Origin of the sequence: Undibacterium sp. TJN19 (assembly GCF_049339485.1) — a bacterium.
GTDB lineage: Bacteria > Pseudomonadota > Gammaproteobacteria > Burkholderiales > Burkholderiaceae_D > Undibacterium.
In genome coordinates this window covers 45,103-66,677 of record NZ_JBMPPL010000006.1, presented here as the reverse complement: position 1 = coordinate 66,677, position 21,575 = coordinate 45,103, and the positions used below count along the sequence as shown (strand labels likewise).

At 50.2% G+C, this 21,575-nt stretch carries 21 protein-coding genes; 5 read left to right on the top strand and 16 right to left on the bottom strand.

The features are described 5' to 3' along the window. Window positions 1–78: 78 nt before the first annotated feature. The 5 genes from ACO0LH_RS17050 to ACO0LH_RS17030 form a co-directional block, all read right to left on the bottom strand. A complete protein-coding gene (locus ACO0LH_RS17050) occupies window positions 79–849 on the bottom strand; it encodes a DNA-binding domain-containing protein (RefSeq protein ID WP_422942323.1) in 771 nt (256 codons plus the stop codon). Continuing rightward, a complete protein-coding gene (locus ACO0LH_RS17045; RefSeq protein WP_422942322.1) occupies window positions 846–1,715 on the bottom strand; it encodes a DUF692 domain-containing protein in 870 nt (289 codons plus the stop codon). Before ACO0LH_RS17045 ends, ACO0LH_RS17050 begins: the two co-directional genes overlap by 4 nt. Window positions 1,716–1,800: 85 nt before the next feature. Then, a complete protein-coding gene (locus tag ACO0LH_RS17040; RefSeq protein WP_422942321.1) occupies window positions 1,801–2,070 on the bottom strand; it encodes a hypothetical protein in 270 nt (89 codons plus the stop codon). 226 nt (window positions 2,071–2,296) lie between these two features. Then, window positions 2,297–3,358, bottom strand: coding sequence for a GGDEF domain-containing protein (locus ACO0LH_RS17035; RefSeq protein ID WP_422942320.1), 1,062 nt, complete (start codon window positions 3,356–3,358; stop codon window positions 2,297–2,299). A gap of 221 nt (window positions 3,359–3,579) precedes the next feature. After that, on the bottom strand, window positions 3,580–4,497 hold the full coding sequence (locus ACO0LH_RS17030) for a LysR family transcriptional regulator (protein WP_422942319.1): 918 nt from the start codon (window positions 4,495–4,497) through the stop codon (window positions 3,580–3,582). A 103-nt stretch (window positions 4,498–4,600) separates the two neighbouring features. Between ACO0LH_RS17030 and ACO0LH_RS17025 the strand changes: the two genes are divergently transcribed. After that, entirely contained in the window at window positions 4,601–5,815 is a 1,215-nt protein-coding gene (locus ACO0LH_RS17025; RefSeq protein ID WP_422942318.1) for an MFS transporter, read from the top strand. A 155-nt stretch (window positions 5,816–5,970) separates the two neighbouring features. On the opposite strand, the gene ACO0LH_RS17020 is transcribed toward ACO0LH_RS17025, so the two are convergent. Beyond that, the gene (locus tag ACO0LH_RS17020; RefSeq protein WP_422942317.1) at window positions 5,971–6,363 is read right to left on the bottom strand and encodes an MAPEG family protein; all 393 of its coding nucleotides are present in this window, start codon (window positions 6,361–6,363) and stop codon (window positions 5,971–5,973) included. Window positions 6,364–6,473: 110 nt separating this feature from the next. Next, entirely contained in the window at window positions 6,474–7,433 is a 960-nt protein-coding gene (locus tag ACO0LH_RS17015) for a ribonuclease Z (RefSeq protein ID WP_422942316.1), read from the bottom strand. Window positions 7,434–7,693: 260 nt separating this feature from the next. Between ACO0LH_RS17015 and ACO0LH_RS17010 the strand changes: the two genes are divergently transcribed. After that, on the top strand, window positions 7,694–8,974 hold the full coding sequence (locus ACO0LH_RS17010; protein ID WP_422942315.1) for a GNAT family N-acetyltransferase: 1,281 nt from the start codon (window positions 7,694–7,696) through the stop codon (window positions 8,972–8,974). 7 nt (window positions 8,975–8,981) lie between these two features. On the opposite strand, the gene ACO0LH_RS17005 is transcribed toward ACO0LH_RS17010, so the two are convergent. Both ACO0LH_RS17005 and sodC read right to left on the bottom strand, forming a co-directional pair. Beyond that, window positions 8,982–10,313 (bottom strand): hypothetical protein, encoded by a 1,332-nt coding sequence (locus ACO0LH_RS17005; RefSeq protein ID WP_422942314.1) that lies wholly within the window; start codon window positions 10,311–10,313, stop codon window positions 8,982–8,984. 155 nt (window positions 10,314–10,468) lie between these two features. Next, complete coding sequence (sodC, locus tag ACO0LH_RS17000) at window positions 10,469–10,981, bottom strand: superoxide dismutase [Cu-Zn] SodC (RefSeq protein WP_422942313.1); 513 nt, start codon at window positions 10,979–10,981, stop codon at window positions 10,469–10,471. A gap of 249 nt (window positions 10,982–11,230) precedes the next feature. Between sodC and ACO0LH_RS16995 the strand changes: the two genes are divergently transcribed. After that, window positions 11,231–12,346, top strand: coding sequence for a hypothetical protein (locus ACO0LH_RS16995; RefSeq protein WP_422942312.1), 1,116 nt, complete (start codon window positions 11,231–11,233; stop codon window positions 12,344–12,346). A 50-nt stretch (window positions 12,347–12,396) separates the two neighbouring features. Here ACO0LH_RS16995 and ACO0LH_RS16990 read toward each other — a convergent pair whose 3' ends face one another. The 4 genes from ACO0LH_RS16990 to ACO0LH_RS16975 form a co-directional block, all read right to left on the bottom strand. Beyond that, complete coding sequence (locus tag ACO0LH_RS16990; protein ID WP_422942311.1) at window positions 12,397–12,819, bottom strand: lysozyme inhibitor LprI family protein; 423 nt, start codon at window positions 12,817–12,819, stop codon at window positions 12,397–12,399. Window positions 12,820–12,841: 22 nt separating this feature from the next. Beyond that, window positions 12,842–13,273, bottom strand: a complete 432-nt coding sequence (locus ACO0LH_RS16985; protein WP_422942310.1) for a hypothetical protein — start codon at window positions 13,271–13,273, stop codon at window positions 12,842–12,844. A 106-nt stretch (window positions 13,274–13,379) separates the two neighbouring features. Next, entirely contained in the window at window positions 13,380–14,075 is a 696-nt protein-coding gene (locus ACO0LH_RS16980; RefSeq protein ID WP_422942309.1) for a glutathione S-transferase family protein, read from the bottom strand. An 81-nt stretch (window positions 14,076–14,156) separates the two neighbouring features. Then, window positions 14,157–15,140, bottom strand: a complete 984-nt coding sequence (locus ACO0LH_RS16975) for an MBL fold metallo-hydrolase (RefSeq protein ID WP_422942308.1) — start codon at window positions 15,138–15,140, stop codon at window positions 14,157–14,159. Between the two features lie 128 nt (window positions 15,141–15,268). Between ACO0LH_RS16975 and ACO0LH_RS16970 the strand changes: the two genes are divergently transcribed. Then, the gene (locus tag ACO0LH_RS16970) at window positions 15,269–16,201 is read left to right on the top strand and encodes a LysR family transcriptional regulator (RefSeq protein WP_422942307.1); all 933 of its coding nucleotides are present in this window, start codon (window positions 15,269–15,271) and stop codon (window positions 16,199–16,201) included. 266 nt (window positions 16,202–16,467) lie between these two features. After that, window positions 16,468–18,147, top strand: coding sequence for a tetratricopeptide repeat protein (locus tag ACO0LH_RS16965; RefSeq protein WP_422942306.1), 1,680 nt, complete (start codon window positions 16,468–16,470; stop codon window positions 18,145–18,147). 28 nt (window positions 18,148–18,175) lie between these two features. Here ACO0LH_RS16965 and ACO0LH_RS16960 read toward each other — a convergent pair whose 3' ends face one another. From ACO0LH_RS16960 to ACO0LH_RS16950, 3 genes are all read right to left on the bottom strand, one after another. Next, the gene (locus tag ACO0LH_RS16960) at window positions 18,176–19,252 is read right to left on the bottom strand and encodes an endo-1,4-beta-xylanase (RefSeq protein ID WP_422942305.1); all 1,077 of its coding nucleotides are present in this window, start codon (window positions 19,250–19,252) and stop codon (window positions 18,176–18,178) included. A gap of 19 nt (window positions 19,253–19,271) precedes the next feature. Then, complete coding sequence (locus ACO0LH_RS16955; RefSeq protein WP_422942304.1) at window positions 19,272–19,967, bottom strand: GntR family transcriptional regulator; 696 nt, start codon at window positions 19,965–19,967, stop codon at window positions 19,272–19,274. Window positions 19,968–20,114: 147 nt separating this feature from the next. Further along, window positions 20,115–21,434 (bottom strand): C4-dicarboxylate transporter DctA, encoded by a 1,320-nt coding sequence (locus ACO0LH_RS16950; RefSeq protein ID WP_422942303.1) that lies wholly within the window; start codon window positions 21,432–21,434, stop codon window positions 20,115–20,117. Between the last annotated feature and the right edge of the window lie 141 nt (window positions 21,435–21,575).

Below are 21,575 nucleotides of genomic sequence, written 5' to 3'. Positions count from 1 at the left end.
TGGATGTGGTAAAGCTTGGTTTTTGTTGTAAAGCGATATAGTGCAAGGCGCTGTGCTTTAAAGCGCCTGCATATTCGCTCAGATATTCACGATGCCAGACAATAGCTCGTCGCGCACCCAGGTTTGCAACCATCCGCCAATATCTGTTTCTAATCCGGGATTTTCTTCGGCTGCCAATTCGCAGACATCCGCGAACCTGTCTCCTGATTGCAGTTGCAGCAAAACCCTGGCTTCCATCGTCGTCAGAGAACGGAAATGCGACTGCAACTGTTTACGCCAGACAATCCACGGTACAGGTTCAATTGTAAATTCAGGTTCAGGTGGACTGGCTTCTTCACTCAACGCCAGCCAGATGGCAACGCTATTCCATTGCAGTTCCAGAAATTGCAGACTACTGCTTAAAGCAAACCCTACGGTTTCCCAATCGCTGATGCTGGCAATATCTTGCAAGGCCAGCATAGCATGATCAGGCGCGTCGAAAGCACGCCCTAAAGCCCATTCAAATCGGGCCAATTCTGCGACTTGTGGATGCTGGGAAAAATGCTCGCAAAGAAATGCAGGAAACTGATCACCGTACCAGCGCAGGTTACGATAAAAAGAAGGATGTGCCGCTATATAGGCAGCACAAGCCTCATAAAACAGCGCGTCGCCAAGATAGATATGGGTTTTGGTGAATGCCTCAGACAATGCATCGCGAAGGCGTAAGCGATATGCCTGGAAATAAATATCCAGCCTTTCGTCGCGGCTGATACCAGCGCTGTCAGCAATATGGTTCAGCATGCCGGTGGCTGCACGTTTGCCGGTAATAAAATCCTGGAAATCACTTTGCAGCAAATTTAAGGATGTCATGCCGTGTGCTCCGCCATGAATTCAACACGGTGAGTTTTGTTGCCACACACACGTGCAGAAATCACGCGTGCCTGATCCAGCTCGGCAAGCAGTTCAGACAGCGGCGGGATATTATCATCACGCTCTATCATGCTGGCAACCGGGCCAAATCTTTGCAGTGCTTGTGCATATAACTCCCAGACAGTATCGGCGACTGGATGATCGTGGGTATCAACAATATAGCTACCGTGATCGTGATGGCCTGCCAGATGAATTTGCTGTACGCGGTTTTGTGGAATGCCGCGTAAATAATCGGCCGGGTCAAAACCATGATTGACGCTGCTGACGTAAATATTGTTCACGTCAAGCAAAATTTGACTATCTGCCTCTTCGGCGATGGCGGCAACAAATTCCCATTCCTTCATGCTGTCGCTGCTGTAAGACAGGTAACTGGACACATTTTCCAATACCAGGGGACGTTCCAGAACATCCTGCACGCGGCGGATGTTCTTCACCACCAGCGCGATAGTCTCTTCGTTATAAGGAAGAGGAAACAGGTCATGCATATTCTTGCCGTGTACACCGGTCCAGCAGATATGGTCTGATACCCACATCGGTGACACCCTGTCCACCAAGGTTTTCAAGGCGCGCAGGTAATCCATATCAGGGCCATCTGTTGTACCAATCGACATTGATACGCCGTGCATGACGACGGGATAATCAGCCCGTATTGCATCAAGCATTGCCATAGGCTTGCCACCCGGCACCATATAGTTTTCAGACAATATCTCAAACCAGTCAATCGCCGGTTTTTGGTCAAGTATCTCGTGATAGTGCTGCGTTCGCAAACCCAATCCAAATCCGGCAGAAGCGATGGGAAGTGTCATGTCATGCATCATTCTTTAAACGTTCATTGCAGGGATAAAAGAAAGCGCTGGCACAAGACCAGCGCATTTCCGGGATAAATCAGATTTATTTATCCAGATCAACAATCTTGCCGCCTTTGGCCAGGCATTGACCAGCAGCAGCAGCGACGAAACCATGGCCTTTGCAAGAATTTTGGCCTTTGCATGCGTTTTCAGCTGTTTTGCATTCGCTGGTACCTTTGCAGCTATTGATGCCAGAGCAATGTACTTTATCACCAGCGCTTACCGTGCTGGTAGCAGCAATGGAAAAGCCGGAAACAGCCATCGCAGCAGCGGCAGCAGCAATCAGGGCACCAGTTTGAATAGACTTCTTCATTTTTTTCTCCGTTAAATTAAGTGTAGGCTTGGATTCAAGTCCTGCTCTCTTTTACCAAATCAGCATCAAGAAGCAGAACTTGGACATCAGTCGGTGCTGCATTCCGATTACTTACACTTTTTGGAAAATATTTTTAAATAAATTTTAAAAATCACTTTATGACAGCAGCCTGCACTTTGTCCGCCGTCACGAAGAACGGGAAACCTGAGGCATGAAACTGGAAAAACTAGGCATCTTTCACACAGACAATCTGGTTACGACCTTGCGCCTTGGCGGCATATAAGGCCTGATCAGCCCGTATGACAGTTTTCTCAAAGGATTCTCCCTTGTGATACTGCGCCACACCTATGGAAACGGTAAAGGAAAAACTCGAACCGGCAAATGTCACGACTTGTTCAGCGACTTGCACTCTTACCCGTTCAAGCCCACTCATGCCGATGTCCAGCTCCGCATCTGGCATGATGATCAAAAATTCTTCACCACCCCAGCGTGCGAGGATGTCGCTCGTCCGTATGCTGGCCTGCACAGTCTGGACAAATTTTTGCAGAGCGAGGTCACCTGCCTGGTGCCCATACGTATCATTCACGCGCTTGAAATAGTCGATGTCGAGCATGGCGATCAGCAAGGGAGATTCACTGCGACTCGATCTTTGCGTCTCGCGACTGAGCAATTCCAGCATATGTCGACGGTTGATGGCGCCGGTCAACTCATCATGATTGGCTGTTAACTGGATTTTTTCCAGCGCAACGCTTAACTGGTTTTTCTGGCTGCGCATGTGTTCGCGCATTTGTCGCAGGCGCCAGGTCAGGAAGGTAGAACTGGAAAGCACGACCACTACCATCAGGAAATACGCACCATACAAGGCCAGCGGTTCACCTGTGGATGCATACTTGACGACAAACAGGATGGTTACGCCAAACAGTACTAAGGCATAGATGGCAACACTGATGACCTGGCGCATGGAAAGGCCAAACATGCCAAACATCAGGATAACCGCCAGCAATGGCAAGGTAACACCGCGGCCATTGCCCGCCAACGCGAATGCAGCGGCATTACAGGCAATGGCACTCAGCATTTGTACAAATGCCATCGACGGATCAGACCAGCGCAGGGAATAGCCGCTGCGTATCAGGCCAAATACGATGATCAGACCGGTGATGCAAATGATGGCCCAGTCCCGGACATTGCCAACACCTTCAATACCGGTCACTTTCATGAAAAACAATACACTGATGCTCGCCAGCATCAGCAACGCAGCCAGCACGAATTGGCTGGTACGTATACGCATTGCTTTTTCGCTACCTAATAAAACATCCAAGCCAAGTCGCAGCCATGACTTAAAGTTAATCATTCATGCTTCTCCGACGAATACCGTCAAGCTGACGATGATGCCAATAATACCGCGAACAGCGGTCAGCGGAAATGCAGATTTCCGGCCGGTAAGCTTTAGTATGTGTCAGGCGCCGGATTTCGCCCTGTCGCGCAGGAGGAAGTTAACTTCCCTGCACTTCAAACCACATCTTCCCTGACAATTTTTGATGCCAGTGCGACAAAAGCTTCCACCAGCGGTGTGCGTTCAGTCTTGCGCTGCGCCAGCAGCAAAGACGTGGTTGCAGCCACATCTGAAATTGCCCTGTAACATACGCCATCCATTTGTACCCGCTCAAAGGACGCCGGCAATACCGAAACGCCGCAACCGGCTGCAACAAGGCCAATGATGGTTGATGCCTCGCCCGCCTCCTGGGCGACCCGCGGGGTAAAGCCTGCGGCCCGGCACAAGCGTAAAATTTGCGGGTAGATACCTGTGCCCGCATTGTGCGGATACATGACAAAAGGGGCATCGGCCAACTCTTTCATGCCTATTCTGTTTTTTTGCGCAAGCGCGTGCGAGGCCGGCAACACCAGCACCAGGGGGTCTTTGCGCAATGTGGTAAAGGCCAAGGGGACAGACGCACTGCTATTTCCGGTAATACCTTCAGGTGGGCGGATAAAGCCAAGATCAAGCGTGCGCTGACTGATTTCTTCCAGTTGCCGGTTAGTCACCATTTCACGCAAGGTGAGCGTCACCTCAGGGAATTGCTGGCGATAACGGTTAATGACCGCAGCAAACAAAGGCGTGAATGGTGTGGAAAACGTAAAGCCTATGCGCAGCTCTCCGGTTTCACCGCGCTGTGCACGGCGTGCCGTTTCACTGGCCTGCTCAGAGAGAGCCAGGATATGGCGCGCATCCTGCAAAAATAGCTTTCCCGCTTCGGTCAGTCTTACCCAGCGCTTGGTACGCTCAAATAATAGTGCGCCAACATCGGCCTCCAGCACCTGTATGGCATGGCTCAGAGGCGGCTGGCCTATATGCAGGCGTTCAGCCGCACGGCTGAAATGCAATTCTTCAGCGACCGCAATGAAATAACGTAAATGCCGCAGTTCCATTTTAATTATCGTTTAAATGAATGACAAACGACTTAAATATATATTGGACAGTATAAAAGCGCAATTATAAGATGGGCTGTCCTCACTGCAGAACAACCTGTCCATGAACCCTACCATTACCGGCACGACAATGCGGATCGCAGCCGGAACACCGGAATTCAAGCGCATCAACCGCGCCATGGTCTTTGGCGGCTTCTCTACTTTTTCGCTGCTGTATTGCATACAGCCCTTAATGCCGCTACTGGCGCAGCAATTCACACTGACACCAGCGCAAAGCAGCTTGACCTTATCGATCTCTACCTTGACGTTGGCCCTGTCCTTGCTGATCAGCAGCGCCATCAGCGAACGTCTGGGCCGCAAACCGCTAATGGTATTTGCACTGGCGACAGCCGCAGCGACCACAGTGTTATGTGCCTTTGCGCATAATTTTTCGCAGTTATTGCTACTGCGAGCCTTATTGGGCATCGCTCTGGGTGGTATGCCAGCGGTGGCAATTGCGTATCTGGATGAAGAGATAGAGGCCGCGTCGATCGGGCTGGCGATAGGCCTGTATATTGCGGGCAGCGCCTTTGGTGGCATGCTGGGGCGTCTGCTGACAGCCGTGATCAGCGATCACTACTCATGGCGCATGGCCCTGGGTATCATGGGTACGGCGGGCTTGTACGCTGCCTGGGAATTCTGGCGCAGCCTGCCACAGGCACGCAATTTCAAACCTGCTGGTCAAATCTGGGAAACCGTCAGCAGGGGATTACGCACGCATTTTTCAGATGCTGGGCTGATGCAATTGTTTTTTCTGGCCTTTCTGCTTATGGGTTGTTTTGTCAGCCTGTACAACTACATAGGCTATCGCCTGCTGGCCGCGCCTTTCAACCTGAGCCAGAGCAGTGCCGGTGCCATCGCTTTGTTGTATTTGCTGGGTATAGGCAGTTCGGTCTGGGTGGGCAGGCTGGTTGACCGGGTAGGACGCCGTGGCGTTTTATGGATCGTGTTATTGACGATGTTAAGCGGCCTGCTGCTTACATTGTCGTCGTCCCTGTACATGATCATACCGGGCATGGCTTTGTTCACCTTCGGTTTTTTTGCATCACATTCTGTTGCCAGCAGCTGGGTAGCAAGGCGTGCCACTGCACCGAAAGCATTGGCATCGGCGATCTACCTCTGTTTTTATTATCTGGGGTCCAGCCTGATAGGTTCGTTCACGGGTTTGATGTGGGCCAGCCACGGCTGGTCAGGTGTGGTGCTGGCGCTCGGCGCCATCTTGAGCGTCGCATTGATGATTACGCTGCGTTTGCGAAACTTGCAGCCTTTGGTCGTGTAATGGGTTTGTAATGCGCTGTGTAACGCAGCGACATCACGACCCGTCAAGATCGGTCACGCTCAGTCACGACCAGTCCCCAGCGCAATAACCGACAGCATGGGAGTAACACATACGCCCATGTGTCCGATTTGCCTTATCTTTATTCCGGTCTTGCTTTAATGCATCAGCAATTGCACCGCTACCATTCCCTGTGCAGCCACGCCAGTTAAAAACGCCACTGTGCGTATCCAGGGTATACCAAATGCGAAAGTCACGGCATGAACCAGTCTGGCCCAAAAATACAGCATGCTGGCAGTTGCAATCATGGCGTTAGACACACCCATGGCATTTGCCAGCAAGATGAGTGTCGCGAATATCACCAGGTTTTCTACCGCATTGCTATGCGCTCTCAGCAGGCGTTGGGCCCAGGGTGACAAGGGCTTGGAATGATCAGGATAACCCACGGCTGCCAGCAATCCGCCAACAAGGATACGGTCGATAACATAGGGCATCCACAAAACACCTGTCAAAACAGTGACATAGGTCAGGTAAAGCAATTCAACTTTCATGCTTGTCTCCATTCAATATAATTACCAATAGTCGTGCTATGGCAATTGATTATCATACGTAACTTGGTTTTTGTGCATGTTTTTTTGAATACCAGCACGGCCTGCGGAAATCACGCTATGCGGCTCAACTGCCCGGTCTTATTAAGACGGAAGCGTGCAAAGTCTTCTGCCAGAAACAACTGCCCATGATAGTACGCAGCAGCTTCTTTTTCGATATCGCTGATCGAAGGTGATTTATCAGCATCAGACTGATAACGCGCGCTGAAATGCGTCAATACCAGATTCGGCAATCCCGCAGCCTGGGCAAAAGCTGCCACTGCGGCGGCAGAACTGTGTTGCACGTGCGTCCCTACTTTTTCAGCAACCTCGCTGGTATAGGTCGCCTCGTGCACCAGCACCTGTGCCTGCGCGCTTTGCGCCCGCAATAATTCTGGCTGGTCATTGTCACCGCCAACGATGATGCACCGTGCTGCATGCGGGTAGATCACATAGTCGGCACCGCGCACCGTCTTGCCTTCAAAGTTGATGTCTTCTCCATTTTTCAGACGTCCCCATAAAGGCCCTTGCGGTATGCCATCTGCCAGCAATTTATGCGTGTCCAAAACGGATTCTGTCCTGGTTTCTGTAAAGCGATAGGCAAACGACGGGACACGGTGCGACAAGCTGCTTGCCTGCACCTGCATCGCATGATCTGACCAGATCTCCATCTGTTCGACGGCGACAAAGTTGAGCTCATAGGGTAAAAATAATTCCGTCAATTGCCTTGTTGCTTCCAGCCAGGCCGCGATGCCATTTGGTGCAACTATCGTCAATGGTGTTGTGCGCCCCGCCATTGCCGCACTGGCCAGCAAACCTGGCAGGCCATAGCAATGATCGCCGTGAATGTGGGTAATAAAAATCGCCTGCAAACCATGCACAGACAAGGGCGTTCGCAATAATTGGTGCTGGGTCGCTTCACCACAATCAATCAGATACCACTCGCTGCCCTGCTCTGGCAATAAAGCCAGCCCAGTTACATTGCGCTGTCGTGTTGGCGCGCCGGCTGAAGTACCCAGAAATAAAATATCCACACTATCCTTGTCATTGTCCGTATTGGCTTACAGAAATCCATGCGTCATTTTATTATCATTCATCTCTCTCGTGCAGTTTGCCCACACCAGGTGAAATAAGGATGTCATATGGCGAGGCTGCTAAACTACGCGCTTGAATAAATAAACCATGTAAAGACAGGCATTTGAAATGGCATTGTTGCGGCCAAAGATCAAGCCGCTAATTCAGTACACGGGTAACACTGGTAACGCTAACCACAAGCATTGATAACACTTACATCATGAATATTCCTGCCGCACTACAGTCAATAAAAAAATCCGTGATCGAACGCAATAAAGAACGCAAGCGCTTGCGTGGCCCTGCCGACTTGCAGTATGCCATTGCAGATTCCGTCACCATGCTCGATGCTGGCGCATGGCAAACACTGGCGCAGCAGTGCGGTTTTTTCATGTCCATCGAATACCTGGCAGCGCTGGAGCAGGTATTGCCATTAAACCTGTCAGCACGTTACGCATTGATCTTTGACGGGCTCGGTGCAGACAGGCAACTGGTGGCCGCCGTCTACATGCAGCTTGCCGATATCAGTCTGGCGCAGGCGAGACCGGAAAAACCGGCTGAGCCAGAAAAGAAATGGACATTGCCGCTTGAGCAGCTCGCCCAGCATGCAAAGCAAAGGATACTCGTTTGCGGCAACTTGCTGAGTTTTGGCCAGCACGGCATCGCTTTCGCCAAAGATGTCGATACCAAACTGGCATGGCATGGCGTAGTAGAAGTGTTATACCGCGTACGCCAGGCTGAAAAACTGGCGGGTAAAACCCATTTTGTCATGATCAAGGATCTGCATGATCCTTATATTGAACAAGCCGCGCACCTCGATAACCTCAGCTACCGCTATGTGGAAACCGAGCCCAATATGGTGCTGACCCTGGCACCTGAATGGAAAAATTATGACGATTACCTCGCCAGCCTCGCTTCCAAATATCGCGGCAATATCCGCAATGCCATTTTCAAGCCTATGGACGAAGCAGGCTGCGTCATAGAAAACCTGGCTGACCTGGCACCGGTGCAAGACCAGATTTTTGCCCTCTACAAAGCTGTGCAGATCAACGCAGACTTTCGCCCGTTTGAACTCTTGCCGGAATATTTTGTCGCCTTGCAGGCAGCGGCAGCAGAACGCTTTCGTTGCAGTGTCGTCAGGCAAAATGGCCGCCTGCTGGGTTTTTTGATCTCCATTGCTGATGGCGATACGGCAATCGCGTATCACATCGGTTTTGACCGCGCTGCCGCCGGTGATCTGCCTATTTACCTGCGCTTGCTGCATGCCGGTATTGCAGATGCCATCGCACTGGGCTGCAAGCAGATTTCTTATGGCCGCACAGCGCTGGAACCCAAAGCGTCACTGGGTGCCAAACCGCAAACCTTCGGCGTATTTGTACGACACCGACAGCCTGTGCTGAACAAACTGATGAAACGTTTGCTATTGGGTATAGAGCATGACGACGCGCCGGAACGCAACCCGTTCAAGAAAGCCAAGCCTGGCAAGACAGAAACTGAAAATTAAGCAGGGTCTAGTCAGCGCAATAGGCGTCGTCGATATCATGTTCCAGGTAGTACCAGCGGCCCTGAATGTTGGCAAAAACCAGTTTGACCTTATATTCAGCAAAACCCTGCTGATCTATATTGGGCTGCTTGTTGATGCCTTCCCAGACGACGATGTCGGCGATACCATCACTGTCGAGGTCAACCGCACTCATCGTCGCGCTGACGAACCTGACCTTGTTACCAAGATTTTTTGGTTGCACCAGAGTCTGTCTGGAAAGGCTTAATTTTGCCTTGCCAAAAGGCAGCGCTTGCAAGGCGCGGTACAGGACCAGCAAATCACCCTGGGTATTTTTCGAAATCTGGTCTTTTTCTGGCCAGACAATATGCCGCGATGGCGCACAGGGATGCGGGTCACCACCGGCTATATCGGTAGCGTCCGCAAAATTCTTCGCCGTTGCGATATTGCCTTTCTCATCAATCGCAAAACTATAAACCGGCTTATCCAGTTTTTGCGTAACCTTACCCATATCCCAGACACCAGCCAGCAAGACACCCACTACTTCATCGCCACCCCAGAAAGCGGGGCTGTCGACTTGCAGTTTCCAGGGTATGCCCAATTGTGCGCTGATGTTTTCTGGTGTGATCTTTGGGCTGATGACATCGGTGACATTTTTAAAATAAGAAGGTTTGACCTGTGGCAGCTTGATTTGCTGATATGCCCACTGATAGGCACTGGCAGAATAAGTCGTCCCCTCGGGCAGGAATGCCGCCTTGCTGCCATCCCACAGATAAGGTGCAGTACCCAGTTCTTTCGGCGCCAGCACCCCCTTGCTTAGCAAGGCACGCATGGCATCGAGTTCAGGAATGGCAAAGCGTTTGATGGGTTGCAAAGCATCACGCGGGATTTCGCCGGTCAGGCCACGGGTCTCCAGTTCGCGCTCTTTCGCCGGGATCATGGTTTTATCAAAAGAACGTGCCACTGCCATCAATCTGTCATTGGTCGGCTGCAACCAGAACGCCCGCGTTGGCGAATAATTGGGATTGGGCTTGCCATCAGCCAGTTTCTCAGCGCCGACGTCGTTTAAGGTAGTCGGCCTGGCAGACAGCAAATTGCAGGCAATAAACCCATGTTGCTGCGCACCCCAGCTAATTTCACAAAATCCGTCACTTTGGTTTTGCACCATGACTGCGGTATTGATAACCAGCTTATCCAGCACCGCTGCATTCTTTGCCGCCGATGCCCTGACGTTCACATAGGAGCCGCTAACCCACTGCTGCACTGGCGCAGCAGCAGCTTCAGACAAGGCCAGTGAGCTCAACAAACTGAAAATAGAAAGTCTGCAAAACGATGTGGACATACTGCTGACTCCAAAAATACAGGGGCAAAATGATAGGGATAAAATTAAAAAGATTTACTTCCTTTTCCCAACAGTCTGATGCAGAGAATTGCTTAAAAGCCTTGAGAAGATTTCAAGCAATCACCTGCTATAAAGTCTGTCAGGTAGTTTTTATTTTAAGAAACACCACAAACCATGCGCGCACCGCCACCGCCCAAGACTGCCGGATGGTCGGAATGATTATCACCACCTACGTGTATCATCAGAGCACGCCCTTTGAGGTCGGCTATTTTCAGGCGTGGTGCCAGTACTGGCTGATTGGCATTACCATTCGCATCCACGTACAAAGGTGGCAGATCGCCCATATGACCATCACCCCATGGTGTGCCGTGATGATTGGTGTTTTCGGGGTCATAATGGCCACCTGCAGCAATGGCAGGCACCATCTTGCCGTCTTTTTCTTTCGTGCTGCAATCAGGATTCTGATGCACGTGAAAACCGTGCAGCCCTGGCACCAGACCCGTCAATGCAGGGGTAAATACCAGACCATATTTGGATTCCGTGACAACAACCTGCCCCAGTTTGCTGCCTATACCAGCCTCGCTAACCTGGTTCATCGTGATGCTGACATCGGCTGCTGCGACCAATGGGAAAGCACTGGCAATACAAAAAAGTAACTTGGTTTTCATGGGTACATCTCCTGAAGTAAACTGAACGAATCTGAATTTGGCTGAAAAACCAGCGCACTGGCAAATATAATCGCCACAGGCATTATCTTAGCATTAAGTACATAGCGAGCCTGATATTGCCTGATTCTTTGCTGCTGCGGGAGAGCAACGTAATGAAGGCATACAGATTGATATATTTAAAAGATAAGACGAAACAAGGGCACTTTGATATACGATGGTAATTCACCTTGGAAAATCAGGAGATGGCCGGTGTTTGCTTTTACTTTCACAGCTAAAGACAAGCAGCACGCCAAGGTGACTGATCGTGTGGTAGCCACCTCCATCGAAGACGCTTATGCCCAATTGGAAAAAGCAGGTTATAGCGAAATTGATGTGCTCGACAGCAAAGAAACTGCCATCAAATTAAATGATGCCGATTCTCGACGCCGTCTGCTCATGAATGCGGCAGATGCCCGGCAGTTACAAAGCCAGACCAGGCTGTCCATTAAAATCGCCATGCTGTTTGCCCACAATACAAAAAACTGGGGGCCTTTGCTGGTATGGTGGGCAATTGCCACTGCACTTTACGGCTGGCGAAGCACGGCAGCATTGATTCCGGCAGTATTCTTCTTGATCTTTGTTGTCTGGTTTTTCTGGGCCATCGTACCCATGGTTTTATATAACCTGGCATTGGAAGCAAGCACCTGGTGTCGCTGGGCAGAAGCTGAACGCATCATGCGTTTTTTTTCACGCTGGAAAACATGCTTTAAAACGCCGCTACCTGGTCATGAAATCATCTTTCGCCTGGCCACAGCTGAAGCGGGCCAAGGCCGCCTCGCTGCTGGACTTGAACGCGCGGCCGTTTTGCAAAACGACAGCTCACTGGCTCCCGGGTTTTATGAGGCGAGACTGGCTTCTGTTTATTTCGCAGCGGGTGATTTCCAGCGCGCAGCTGTGTCACAGCATGCCGCCCGAAAACTCAATCCTGGTGTACCTTCGACGATAGATCTGGCCACGACACTGGCGCGCAGACTGGATAATCCCCGTGGGGCCGAACGCCTGCTGGCAGAAATCGAAGGCGCCAAACTGGCGCAGTTGCAGCGCATCGTTTATCTGTATTGCCAGGGAGTGATCGCCTTAAAAACGGCACAAGCAGCCAAAGCACACGACGTGCTCCAGGAAGCCCATGAACTAATCAGCGCACATGGTGGTACCCCCCTGATGCAAATTTTTGTCGCAGAAATTCGCGCTCACCTGGCATTGGCGCTGTGCGCCTGCAACCGCCAGGTAGAAGCCAATCCGCATGCCGCTGCTGCGCTGCCGCTACTGAAGGCCAGGCAGGAAAAAACTTTGCTTGCGCAACTGGATGCTGCCCTGAACAATTAATCAGGGCATATAGTCCTGGCGAATTCCGTCTGCCGTGCAATCACCAATGATTATCTCGCCCACTGATGCAGTTCCCGTATCCGCTGTTCATAATGCCTGACCAGGCAAGCAAGCTCCACCCCGTCACGTGCAGTACCGTTGCCCACAAATTGAAACTGCGCGTGGCAATCCTGTTCAATAAATCGCTGCCAGTTCGTTTGTGCACGGGCAAGATTGCCATTCACGGCCTTCTTGTCTATCCCTGCACTATCATCGGCAGCAGCAACAACTGCCTGCAGTTTGCGTAGCAAACGTTTTAATTCTGCCTGCTGTTTTTCAAAATTTATTTGATAACAACTCATCAATTCCTGAGGTTGCGTGGCGGTGTCGCAGGTGTCCTGTGCGCAGGCATCAAACATGCAAAAACCGGCAATGGCTCCTGCTGCAATCCAGCGCGCTGATATCGCCTTCCACAATACTCGTGGATCTGACACAGGTGACGCATGTGACGGTGATTCAATCCCTCGTATCTGGCGCAACACCATTGGGTATCCCCATTAAAAACTTGACTGCACCAACCAACATCAACAAGCGTGCAGGTAACAAAATATAAAAAGCGAAAGTGCTGACGACATAAGAACCGCCGCCACCTTCTATGGTCGATGCAAGCATGCTGATGGCAATAACGGCCAGCGTGATCATGACGCCAGCAAATAAAAATTTTACGCCAGGTATCGGTGCAGGCACACGTTGCTGTAGTTTTTCAGTTTTAAAAAACCAGGCAGTTATCAGTGCTGCCGGTGCATATCTGAACAACAAGGTCAATACAGCATAGACACCAGGCGGCATGCTATGAAAACCTGGAATGAGCCGCATCAGGTAAGTACCTATAGGGAGAAAATCAGCTAGCAAAAACATGAAACTCAGAAAAACGTAAATCAATTGCATTCCCTTCTTTTGTTTTTGACGCATTTACAGTGCAAATCAAATTAACAGAATGGAAAAATTAAAGCAATCTCTGACCATTACCTGAATGGCCAGATCAACCTTTTTCTCACAGGCTATTCAAGCGGGCATTTTGTGGATACATGGCAGCCATGCTTTCCCCATCAATTGTGGTCTTGAATGCATGCGCGTCTTTCAGATTTTCGGCACGCAATGCAGCAGGCCGGGCATTGATTTCATCAAACAGTCTTTTCACGTTGGGTAACTGATGCCAGGCATCGTCGCCTATAATGAAGCTTATTGCACGCGCCCATCCCCAGAAAGCCATATCGACAATGCTGTAATCCAGACCGACCAGATACTGACGCTGCGCCAGCCGGGCATCGAGTATGCGCCAGTGCCGCCAGGCTTCAAAATCATAGCGATTCAAGGCATACACTTTGGGCTGTGGAGCAAAATGCCAGAAATGTACCGCCTGCCCAGAAAATGGCCCAATGCCACTGGCAATAAACATCAGCCAGGACAGCATCTCACCCCGGCTGGCCGGATCAGAAGCTGGTAAAAATCGTGCCGACTTTTCAGCCAGATAGAGCAGGATAGCATTGCTGTCGAAAACGACCGCACCAGTTTCATCATCAATGATGGCAGGTGTTTTTCCATTTGGATTAATCGCTAAAAATTCTGGTGCATGCTGTTCGCCTTTTTGCGTGTCGATCGGAACCAGCTCATAGGGCATGCCAGATTCTTCAAGAAACAAGGCAATTTTTGCTGGATTTGGTGAAGGGTGATAATAGAATTTGATCATTTTTTTCTTTTCTGAAAAGTCAAAACAGGGACACTTGCATTATCCATTGCCAGAATCGTGCAAGCGATTCTGGCAATTCAATCAGGGCAGTTGCGTAAAATTGACGGGTACCCATTGATAACCGGCATAGTTGCCAGCAGATTTTTTCACATGCCCCAGACCTGGAAACTGTATGTGTGATGCCGCAACAAGCGCCCCTTCGCTGGCTGCCTGCGCAAATATTTTCTGGCGAGTGGCAGCAGCTTCTTTCGCATGGGAATCAAAGCTTACTGTCACCTCAGGCTTGTCGAGCTGGACTGCCGCGACATGAATCAGGTCTCCCACTATCAAGAGCTTTTCACCTTTGCTCTCAACAAGATAAGAGGTATGCCCAGCGGTGTGGCCTTGCGTTGACCGTGAACTCAGGCCTGGCATCAATTCGGTGTTTGCCGTAAAGGTCTGCAATTTTCCGGCGACCTGGTACGGGCCCACTGACGTCATCGCCCCCTGAAAAAAACCTTTGGCATCTGCAGGTGCCTGATCCATATTTTTCTGGCTTAACCAGTAAGCAGCTTCCGCCTCATCAACGTGTATGGTTGCAGCAGAAAAAACACGCTCACCGTTGGCTGTCAGTCCCCCTACATGATCGGGGTGTAAGTGGGTCAGGTAAATATCGTCGATTTGTGAAGTCTCATAACCAGCCGCCTTCAGGTTGATAATCAGTTTCCCCAAAGTCGGGCCGAACAGGCTACCGGCACCGGCATCGATCAAAATCAGTTTGTCACCGGTATTGATCAGGTAGGCGTTGACCGAGGTTTCCAATGGCGCTTTCAAAAATGATTTTGACAATGCCACCATGGTCTTCTCTGCCGGTTCCAACAAAATTTTATCGACCGGCAATTTGACTGTGCCGTCGCTGATAGCTGTCAATTCAAACTCGCCCAGCATGATGCGAAAATAAGCGGGGGCAGAAGTCTTTACCATGGGCGCAGCGGCAAAAACTGTCGTACTACCCAGACTGAAAGCACTTGCTACTGACAGATAGATGGCAGCACCTGCTAATTGATGAACTGTATTCTTGATCATGATTCTTCCTTTGGCGGCGATCGCCATGTGTTTTGATGGAAGAGATTTTATTTCTTTGCGAAATTCGATACAATGGCCATCAATGCAAACCATCTTTGCGTTTTACGCAATCCACATCGAGGCGCTTTATGTTCGACGCGATACAAATTTTTTTGGAAGTCAATGAGGCAGGAAACCTCTCCGGTGTCGCAAAAAAACGCAATGTGGCGGTCTCGTCCATATCGAGGAAGATTGATGCGCTTGAGGCTGAATTGGGCTTTCGCTTATTTCACCGCAGTTCACGACGGCTTATCCTGACAGATTCTGGGGAACAGTTTTTACCCAGGGCAAAAACCATCATTGCAGAAATGGATGATGCAAAGCAGGCCATGTCTGAACTGAATGCGGATCCGCGCGGGCTCTTGACAGTGACGGCACCAGGCGCTTTTGGCAGGCACCACGTCGTACCAGCCGTTGCCAGTTTTCTTAATCGATATCCTTTAATCGAAATTGACTTGCACGTCAGCGATGACATCATCGATTTGTCAGCAAAAAGAGTGGATGTCGCTATCCGTATCGGCATCTTGCCTGACAGTGACCTGGTGGCCACGACACTAGCGCCTTTACACAGATTGACGTGCGCCAGCCCACACTATCTTGCACGTCATGGCCGACCAATTTCACCACACGAACTGGTGAATCATAACTGCCTGACGGAGGCGACCAGCCCGGTACCGCTTTGGTCCTGGTATTACCCAGACATCAATAGGGAAGTGTCATTACCAGTCAAGGGAACTTTGCGGTCTGATGATAAAGAATCATTGCTGCATGCAGCCCTTACCGGCGTCGGCATCGTGCATCTGGCGACCTGGCTGGTGTATGACCTGATCGCGTCAGGTGAATTGATTTCCATCTTTCCATATGCCGGTGCACAAGCTTCACCAACTGCAAAAATCCGCCCGGCCATACATGCTGTGCGTATGCCTGGCCGCTCACACGCGGCAAAAGCACAGTTATTCATCGCGCACCTGCGCAAAGAATTTGGCGAGCCTGTCTATTGGGATCGTGTGCTAAACACTTAAAATCAGCGACTTGTTGAAGTCGTATTTTGCGGCAAGTTTCTTGACCACAACAAGAAACGCCAACCTGCCATCAGATTGTGGCGATTAAGCTACACCCGCTTTGCGATTAATGTCTACGACTGAAAGGGGCAACCACTGTAATTTTGCTCGCTCCCTACGTTCCTGAATCAATAAGCTTGCGGGCGATCATGTGGATGTTTATAGTGCCGAAGTGCCAATATCGTCATCAGGCCGCCAGCGCTTATGGCAATTACCCCAGAGAAATTATGTCCGCAGAACACCAGATCAAAGTCTATCAAGACGATATCACGCCTTTTTTGCAGCGCTTACCTGCCTTTTTACTTTTCCCCTTTCAGCCTGCGCCGTTGATAGTCATCGCTGGACTATCTCTCGCCAGCATCATCACCGTCTTTTCCTTTGGCTTGTTCCGGGGCTTGATCGGACTGTTTTTCTTGCGCTATGCCTATGCAGTCATGGAATTGGCATCCATGGGAAAACTAATACCGAAATGGGATGATATTTCGATTTGGGGCAATAAAGACAAAAGACCTTACAAGCAGAATCTGGTGTTTTTCCTGTACTTCATACTGGTGCTGGTCGCAGCCAATCTGGCAATCAAACCAGATCCAGCGTTGGCAACAAAAACCAAAGCACCTCTGTTAAAACCAGCAAACGCGGCGCTACCAGTACCCTCAAGCATGACCGCAAGTTCCAGTCAGCACGATATGTCAGATGATAATGACGCTGACACAGCAGATACGGACGAACCAAAAACCTTAAGCCAGTATGACATGGCGGCGCCCGGCCCATCTGACAAGATGATGACTGATGCAGCCAATGCGACCGGCGTTGATAGCGAGCGTAGCAGCGGCAGTAGCCGCGACCGTGCCAGATATGGCGCAACAGAAAACGTGACGGAAGACGATAACGTTTCGGAAAAGCCTGGCCTGTTCGCACGGGTTTTAGATCCCAATGTGCATTTTTCAAAATGGTTTTATCTCTTGGTGTTGCTGTTCGCCATTCCTTTGCCAGCCGCTGTGATGGTATTGGCCATCGAAGATAATTTATTCCGCGCCCTTAATCCGGCAACTAGCCTGTTTTTTATCCGGGGCATGGGCGCATCGTATTTTGTGGTGTGGTTATTGTTTGGTCTGGTTTTGCTGGCTGGCCTGGGCGTGCGCCATTTGATGCCTGCTACCTTGCCACAGCTTGTCAGCGTCCCCCTGCAGATGTTTCTGAATTTTTATCTGATACTGGCAACTTATTCCATGATGGGGTATGTGCTGTATCAATATCATCAACAGCTAGGGCTGGATGTATTAGTCGACTTTGATTCCCACCGTGCCCAGGCAAGTGCGGCACCTGAATCAACAGACCCTTTCATACGACGAGTTGAAGATTTGCTGGCCAAGGGTGAAATTGATGTAGCAATCCGCCTTATAGAAGATGAGATGCGTTATGACCGTTTTAATGTCGACCTTAATGAACGGCTATATCAACTCATGCAACGCAAAGGTGTAGAGGCAAAAATCATCGAACAGGGAAATCGTTATCTGATCGCTTTATGCAAGGCAGAGAAAAATGAAAAAGCCATGCACATGCTGGATGAATTAAAAAAACGCGCCCCTGATTTTGAAGTGTCGGCAGACCACGTCTTGCTACTTGCGAAAACTGCTTTTGCTGCCCATAAATACGGTCGGGCTATGACGATGATACAGGGTTTCGATAAGAAAAATCCTCAGCATGGCGATATACCGGGGGTGTACCTGTTGGCCGCACGCCTTGCCAATGAACATTTCCGCAAGCAGGCGCAGGCAATATCCATCCTGCAAGTTTTGTTGAAACGTTACCCTGAATCTGCATTATCCAGCGAAGCTTCAGCGTATCTGGAAAATTTACAGCGTAGCCTGGCAAGCTCACCTGCCGTCACGCCACCTGCTGGTTAAGAGAGCAGGGACTGTTGCCCATCGGCCTTCATTTACCTGTAAGTGCCTCGGCAACACCTGACAGTGCAGGCTTGGCGCTATAGTCATCAGCGAACAGCAAAGGCCAGTCTGGTCGCTGATAGCGCTTGCCTATCCAGGAATCTCCATCAAGCAAACCCCAGAAAGTGATACCGCCACGCTGTGCGGGCGGTACTGCTTCCAGATAGGCAGTGATAATGGCTTTATAGCGCGCCTTTTGTTGCGCAGCCACTGCAGGCGTAAAAGTGCTGAACTGCCGCTGCTGGTTCATGGCGACATCAAGCTCTGAGATTCTGACCTTCAAGCCACGGTCAGCAACGGCCTTGAATGATTTCCTGATTTGGGCGATGCCAGGGCCGTCGCTGCTGACATGCATTTGAAACCCGATACCGTGCAGGGGGATTTGACGGGATTTGAAATCATCGATCATGCGCAACATGAAATCCAGTTTGCCCTGCGATCCTTCGATGTTGTAATCATTATAGTAAAGTTCAGCATTCGCATCGGCTGCATGCGCTGCGATAAAGGCTTTTTCTATATAAGATTTACCGATCTTTTCATAGAAAATGGATGCTCTGTATCCGGCGGGATGCAAGTCATCAATCGCCTCATTGACAACATCCCAGCTACGCACAGTGCCGGCAAAATGCGCACAAATCTGACTCACATGACTAGCCAGCATTTTCTCCCAGTCACCCTGATAGTTTTTCATCCAAACAGGTATCTGGTAGTCAGAATGCCAGACCAGGGCGTGCCCGTGCAAAACCATGCCGTGTTGGTGTGCATAGCTGGCCAGTGCATCAGCCCCGGCAAAGGTGAAATTGTTTTCCGCCGGATGCAGATAGCTCATCTTCATGCTGTTTTCTGCAACCAGGCTATTGAAATGCCGCCCAATCAAATCAGCACGCTCTTTTGACACCTGTATGCCCGCCCCTGCACTGGCGACATTGACAGCAACGCCTATGGGGAAAGCTGCCAGTGTCTTCAGGCCGGGCGTATCCGCAACAACTGCGCTGTTGACAGCAACGCATGCCTGCAAGCTGACGACCAGGCTGACGAACAACAGATTGAAAAAAGCTCTTTGCATGGGCGCGATGGAATAAAAGCTAAGCCAGCAAAGCTGAGATGAAATCTTTCTTGTCGCTTTTGGCAGGCTCCTTGAACTGCAAGGCAGATTCCACGTGGTGCAGATGATGTGCCATCAGCTCCACCGCCTTTTCCACATCGCCTGCCTTGGCCGCCTTGATAAACTCTACGTGTTCATCTGATGAGCACGTCGCATCACGACTGGACTGATACAGCATGGTGATCAGAGAACTACGGCCAGCCAGCTTCATCAGGATGTCAGTCAATACCTGGTTACCGACTGTTTTTGCCAGCAGAATATGAAAATCACTTAATAAGGTCGAGCGTTCCTGCACATTATTTTCCAGCACGGCTTTGCGTTCCTGCACCAGATGCTGGTCGATTCTTGCATAATCTTCTGCCCCTGCCTTGGCGATAAATTCGCGCACCAGTGCGGCTTCCAGTATCCGGCGTACAAAAAATATTTCGTGCGCTTCTTCTTCCGTGGGGCGGCTGACAAAGGCCCCTTTTTCAGGCACCAGATCAATCAGCTTATCCTTTGCCAGCATGACCAGCGCTGCCCGTATCTTGGTACGGCTGACAGAATACATGCGTGCCAGTGCTTCTTCCCTTAATTTGGTACCTGGCGGCAGTCTTTGTTCTGCAATCGCCATTGTAATATCACTGGCGATGGCTTCAGAGCTATCTGCACTTTCTGAACTTGTCGTGTTAACCATAATGTCATTTACCTGTCTGGCCGGGGCGAGCGGGAACGCAGCCTCAAACGCGAAATTGTACTCTCATAAGCAAAAGGCCCAAAGACAGCTTGTCTTTGAGCCTTGTCCTGATCAGGTCGTCGCTATGGATATTGACACAAATGGCGACTAAACCGCCAGTACTGCCCCGCTTCTCTCTTTTTTCTGATCATAGGCATTAATCGCTGCAACATCTGCATTCAATACCGCATGGGCACGCTGTTTATCGATATCTTTTTCCCAGGACGCCACAACTACCGTCGCCACACAGTTACCAATCAGGTTGCCCAATGCACGTGCAATGCCGATAAACCAGTCTATCGACAATACCAGCACCAGACCGACCACCGGTATGGCAGGAATTGCAGACAGCGTCGCCGCCAGTATCACTATCGCCGATCCAGGCACACCATGTGCCCCTTTTGATGTCACCAGTGCTACCGCCAGTATCGCCAGCAAGTCGGAAAACGCCAGTGGTGTATTGGTAGCCTGCGCAATGAAAACCGCAGCCAGCGTCAGGTAAATCGAAAATGCATCCAGATTAAACGAATAACCTGTAGGTATCACCAGGCCCACGGTGGAATCCTTGATGCCCATGTATTCCAGTTTTTTCATCACCTGCGGCAACACACTGTCAGAAGATGCTGTTGCCAGCACCACCAGCAACTCTTCACGTAAATAGCGTATGAATTTAAAAATATTGAAGCCAGCCAGTTTCAAAATTCCGCCCAAAATGCCGAATACAAAAATGATAACCGCCGCATAAAACAGGATAACCAGCAAACCCAGTTGTTTAAGCGAGCCCACACCATATTTGCCCACTGTAAATGCGATTGCACCAAACACGCCCAAAGGAGCGAGCTTGATGATGAAGGACATGCACTTAAAAAACACTTCTGACAAGCTGCTGATCAGGTTGGCAATCGGTGCGGCCTTTTCGCCGACCAAAGAAAGGGCGCAGCCAAAGATCAGCGAAAACAACAACACTTGCAATACATCACCGGATGTAAAAGCACTGACCACCGTCGTCGGGATGATTTTCATGACGAATTCGGCAAAGCCTGCACTTTTTACCTTATTCGCATTATCTACATAGGTCGTCAGGCTGGACGCATCCAGCGCGCCTGCATTGATATTCATGCCTTCACCAGGATGAAAAATAAATGCCAGGGCCAGGCCCAGTACCAGGGCGAGTGTCGTCACTACTTCAAAATAGATCAGCGCCTTCAAGCCCACGCGCCCGACTTTTTTCAATTCACCCGCACCGTAAATGCCATGCACGACGACGCAAAAAACGATCATCGGAATGATCATTTTAATCAGTTTGATAAAGCCGTCCCCTATCGGTTTCAGACTGACACCAAACGTTGGATACAGCACCCCTACCAAAATGCCAACTGCCAGTGCAATAAGTACCTGGCCAAACAGTGATTTGAATACGCGCTGCACGATTACCTCCAGATTGATGTGATTACTTCCAGTGAAATCTCACCGCCATAGAAGCATAAAAGGTAGCGAGCTTTGCCCCAATATACTGCATCCAATTTTTGTATGCAATAAATGAATTCAATAGTAGAATTCAAAAAAATG

Excerpts from the sequence above, each read along its gene's own strand:
- ACO0LH_RS17050 (WP_422942323.1), bottom strand. The coding sequence starts at position 849 with ATGACATCCTTAAATTTGCTGCAAAGTGATTTCCAGGATTTTATTACC.
- ACO0LH_RS17045 (WP_422942322.1), bottom strand. The coding sequence starts at position 1,715 with ATGACACTTCCCATCGCTTCTGCCGGATTTGGATTGGGTTTGCGAACG.
- ACO0LH_RS17040 (WP_422942321.1), bottom strand. The coding sequence starts at position 2,070 with ATGAAGAAGTCTATTCAAACTGGTGCCCTGATTGCTGCTGCCGCTGCT.
- ACO0LH_RS17035 (WP_422942320.1), bottom strand. The coding sequence starts at position 3,358 with ATGCGTATACGTACCAGCCAATTCGTGCTGGCTGCGTTGCTGATGCTG.
- ACO0LH_RS17030 (WP_422942319.1), bottom strand. The coding sequence starts at position 4,497 with ATGGAACTGCGGCATTTACGTTATTTCATTGCGGTCGCTGAAGAATTG.
- ACO0LH_RS17025 (WP_422942318.1), top strand. The coding sequence starts at position 4,601 with ATGAACCCTACCATTACCGGCACGACAATGCGGATCGCAGCCGGAACA.
- ACO0LH_RS17020 (WP_422942317.1), bottom strand. The coding sequence starts at position 6,363 with ATGAAAGTTGAATTGCTTTACCTGACCTATGTCACTGTTTTGACAGGT.
- ACO0LH_RS17010 (WP_422942315.1), top strand. The coding sequence starts at position 7,694 with ATGAATATTCCTGCCGCACTACAGTCAATAAAAAAATCCGTGATCGAA.
- ACO0LH_RS17005 (WP_422942314.1), bottom strand. The coding sequence starts at position 10,313 with ATGTCCACATCGTTTTGCAGACTTTCTATTTTCAGTTTGTTGAGCTCA.
- sodC (WP_422942313.1), bottom strand. The coding sequence starts at position 10,981 with ATGAAAACCAAGTTACTTTTTTGTATTGCCAGTGCTTTCCCATTGGTC.
- ACO0LH_RS16985 (WP_422942310.1), bottom strand. The coding sequence starts at position 13,273 with ATGCAATTGATTTACGTTTTTCTGAGTTTCATGTTTTTGCTAGCTGAT.
- ACO0LH_RS16980 (WP_422942309.1), bottom strand. The coding sequence starts at position 14,075 with ATGATCAAATTCTATTATCACCCTTCACCAAATCCAGCAAAAATTGCC.
- ACO0LH_RS16975 (WP_422942308.1), bottom strand. The coding sequence starts at position 15,140 with ATGATCAAGAATACAGTTCATCAATTAGCAGGTGCTGCCATCTATCTG.
- ACO0LH_RS16970 (WP_422942307.1), top strand. The coding sequence starts at position 15,269 with ATGTTCGACGCGATACAAATTTTTTTGGAAGTCAATGAGGCAGGAAAC.
- ACO0LH_RS16965 (WP_422942306.1), top strand. The coding sequence starts at position 16,468 with ATGTCCGCAGAACACCAGATCAAAGTCTATCAAGACGATATCACGCCT.
- ACO0LH_RS16960 (WP_422942305.1), bottom strand. The coding sequence starts at position 19,252 with ATGCAAAGAGCTTTTTTCAATCTGTTGTTCGTCAGCCTGGTCGTCAGC.
- ACO0LH_RS16955 (WP_422942304.1), bottom strand. The coding sequence starts at position 19,967 with ATGGTTAACACGACAAGTTCAGAAAGTGCAGATAGCTCTGAAGCCATC.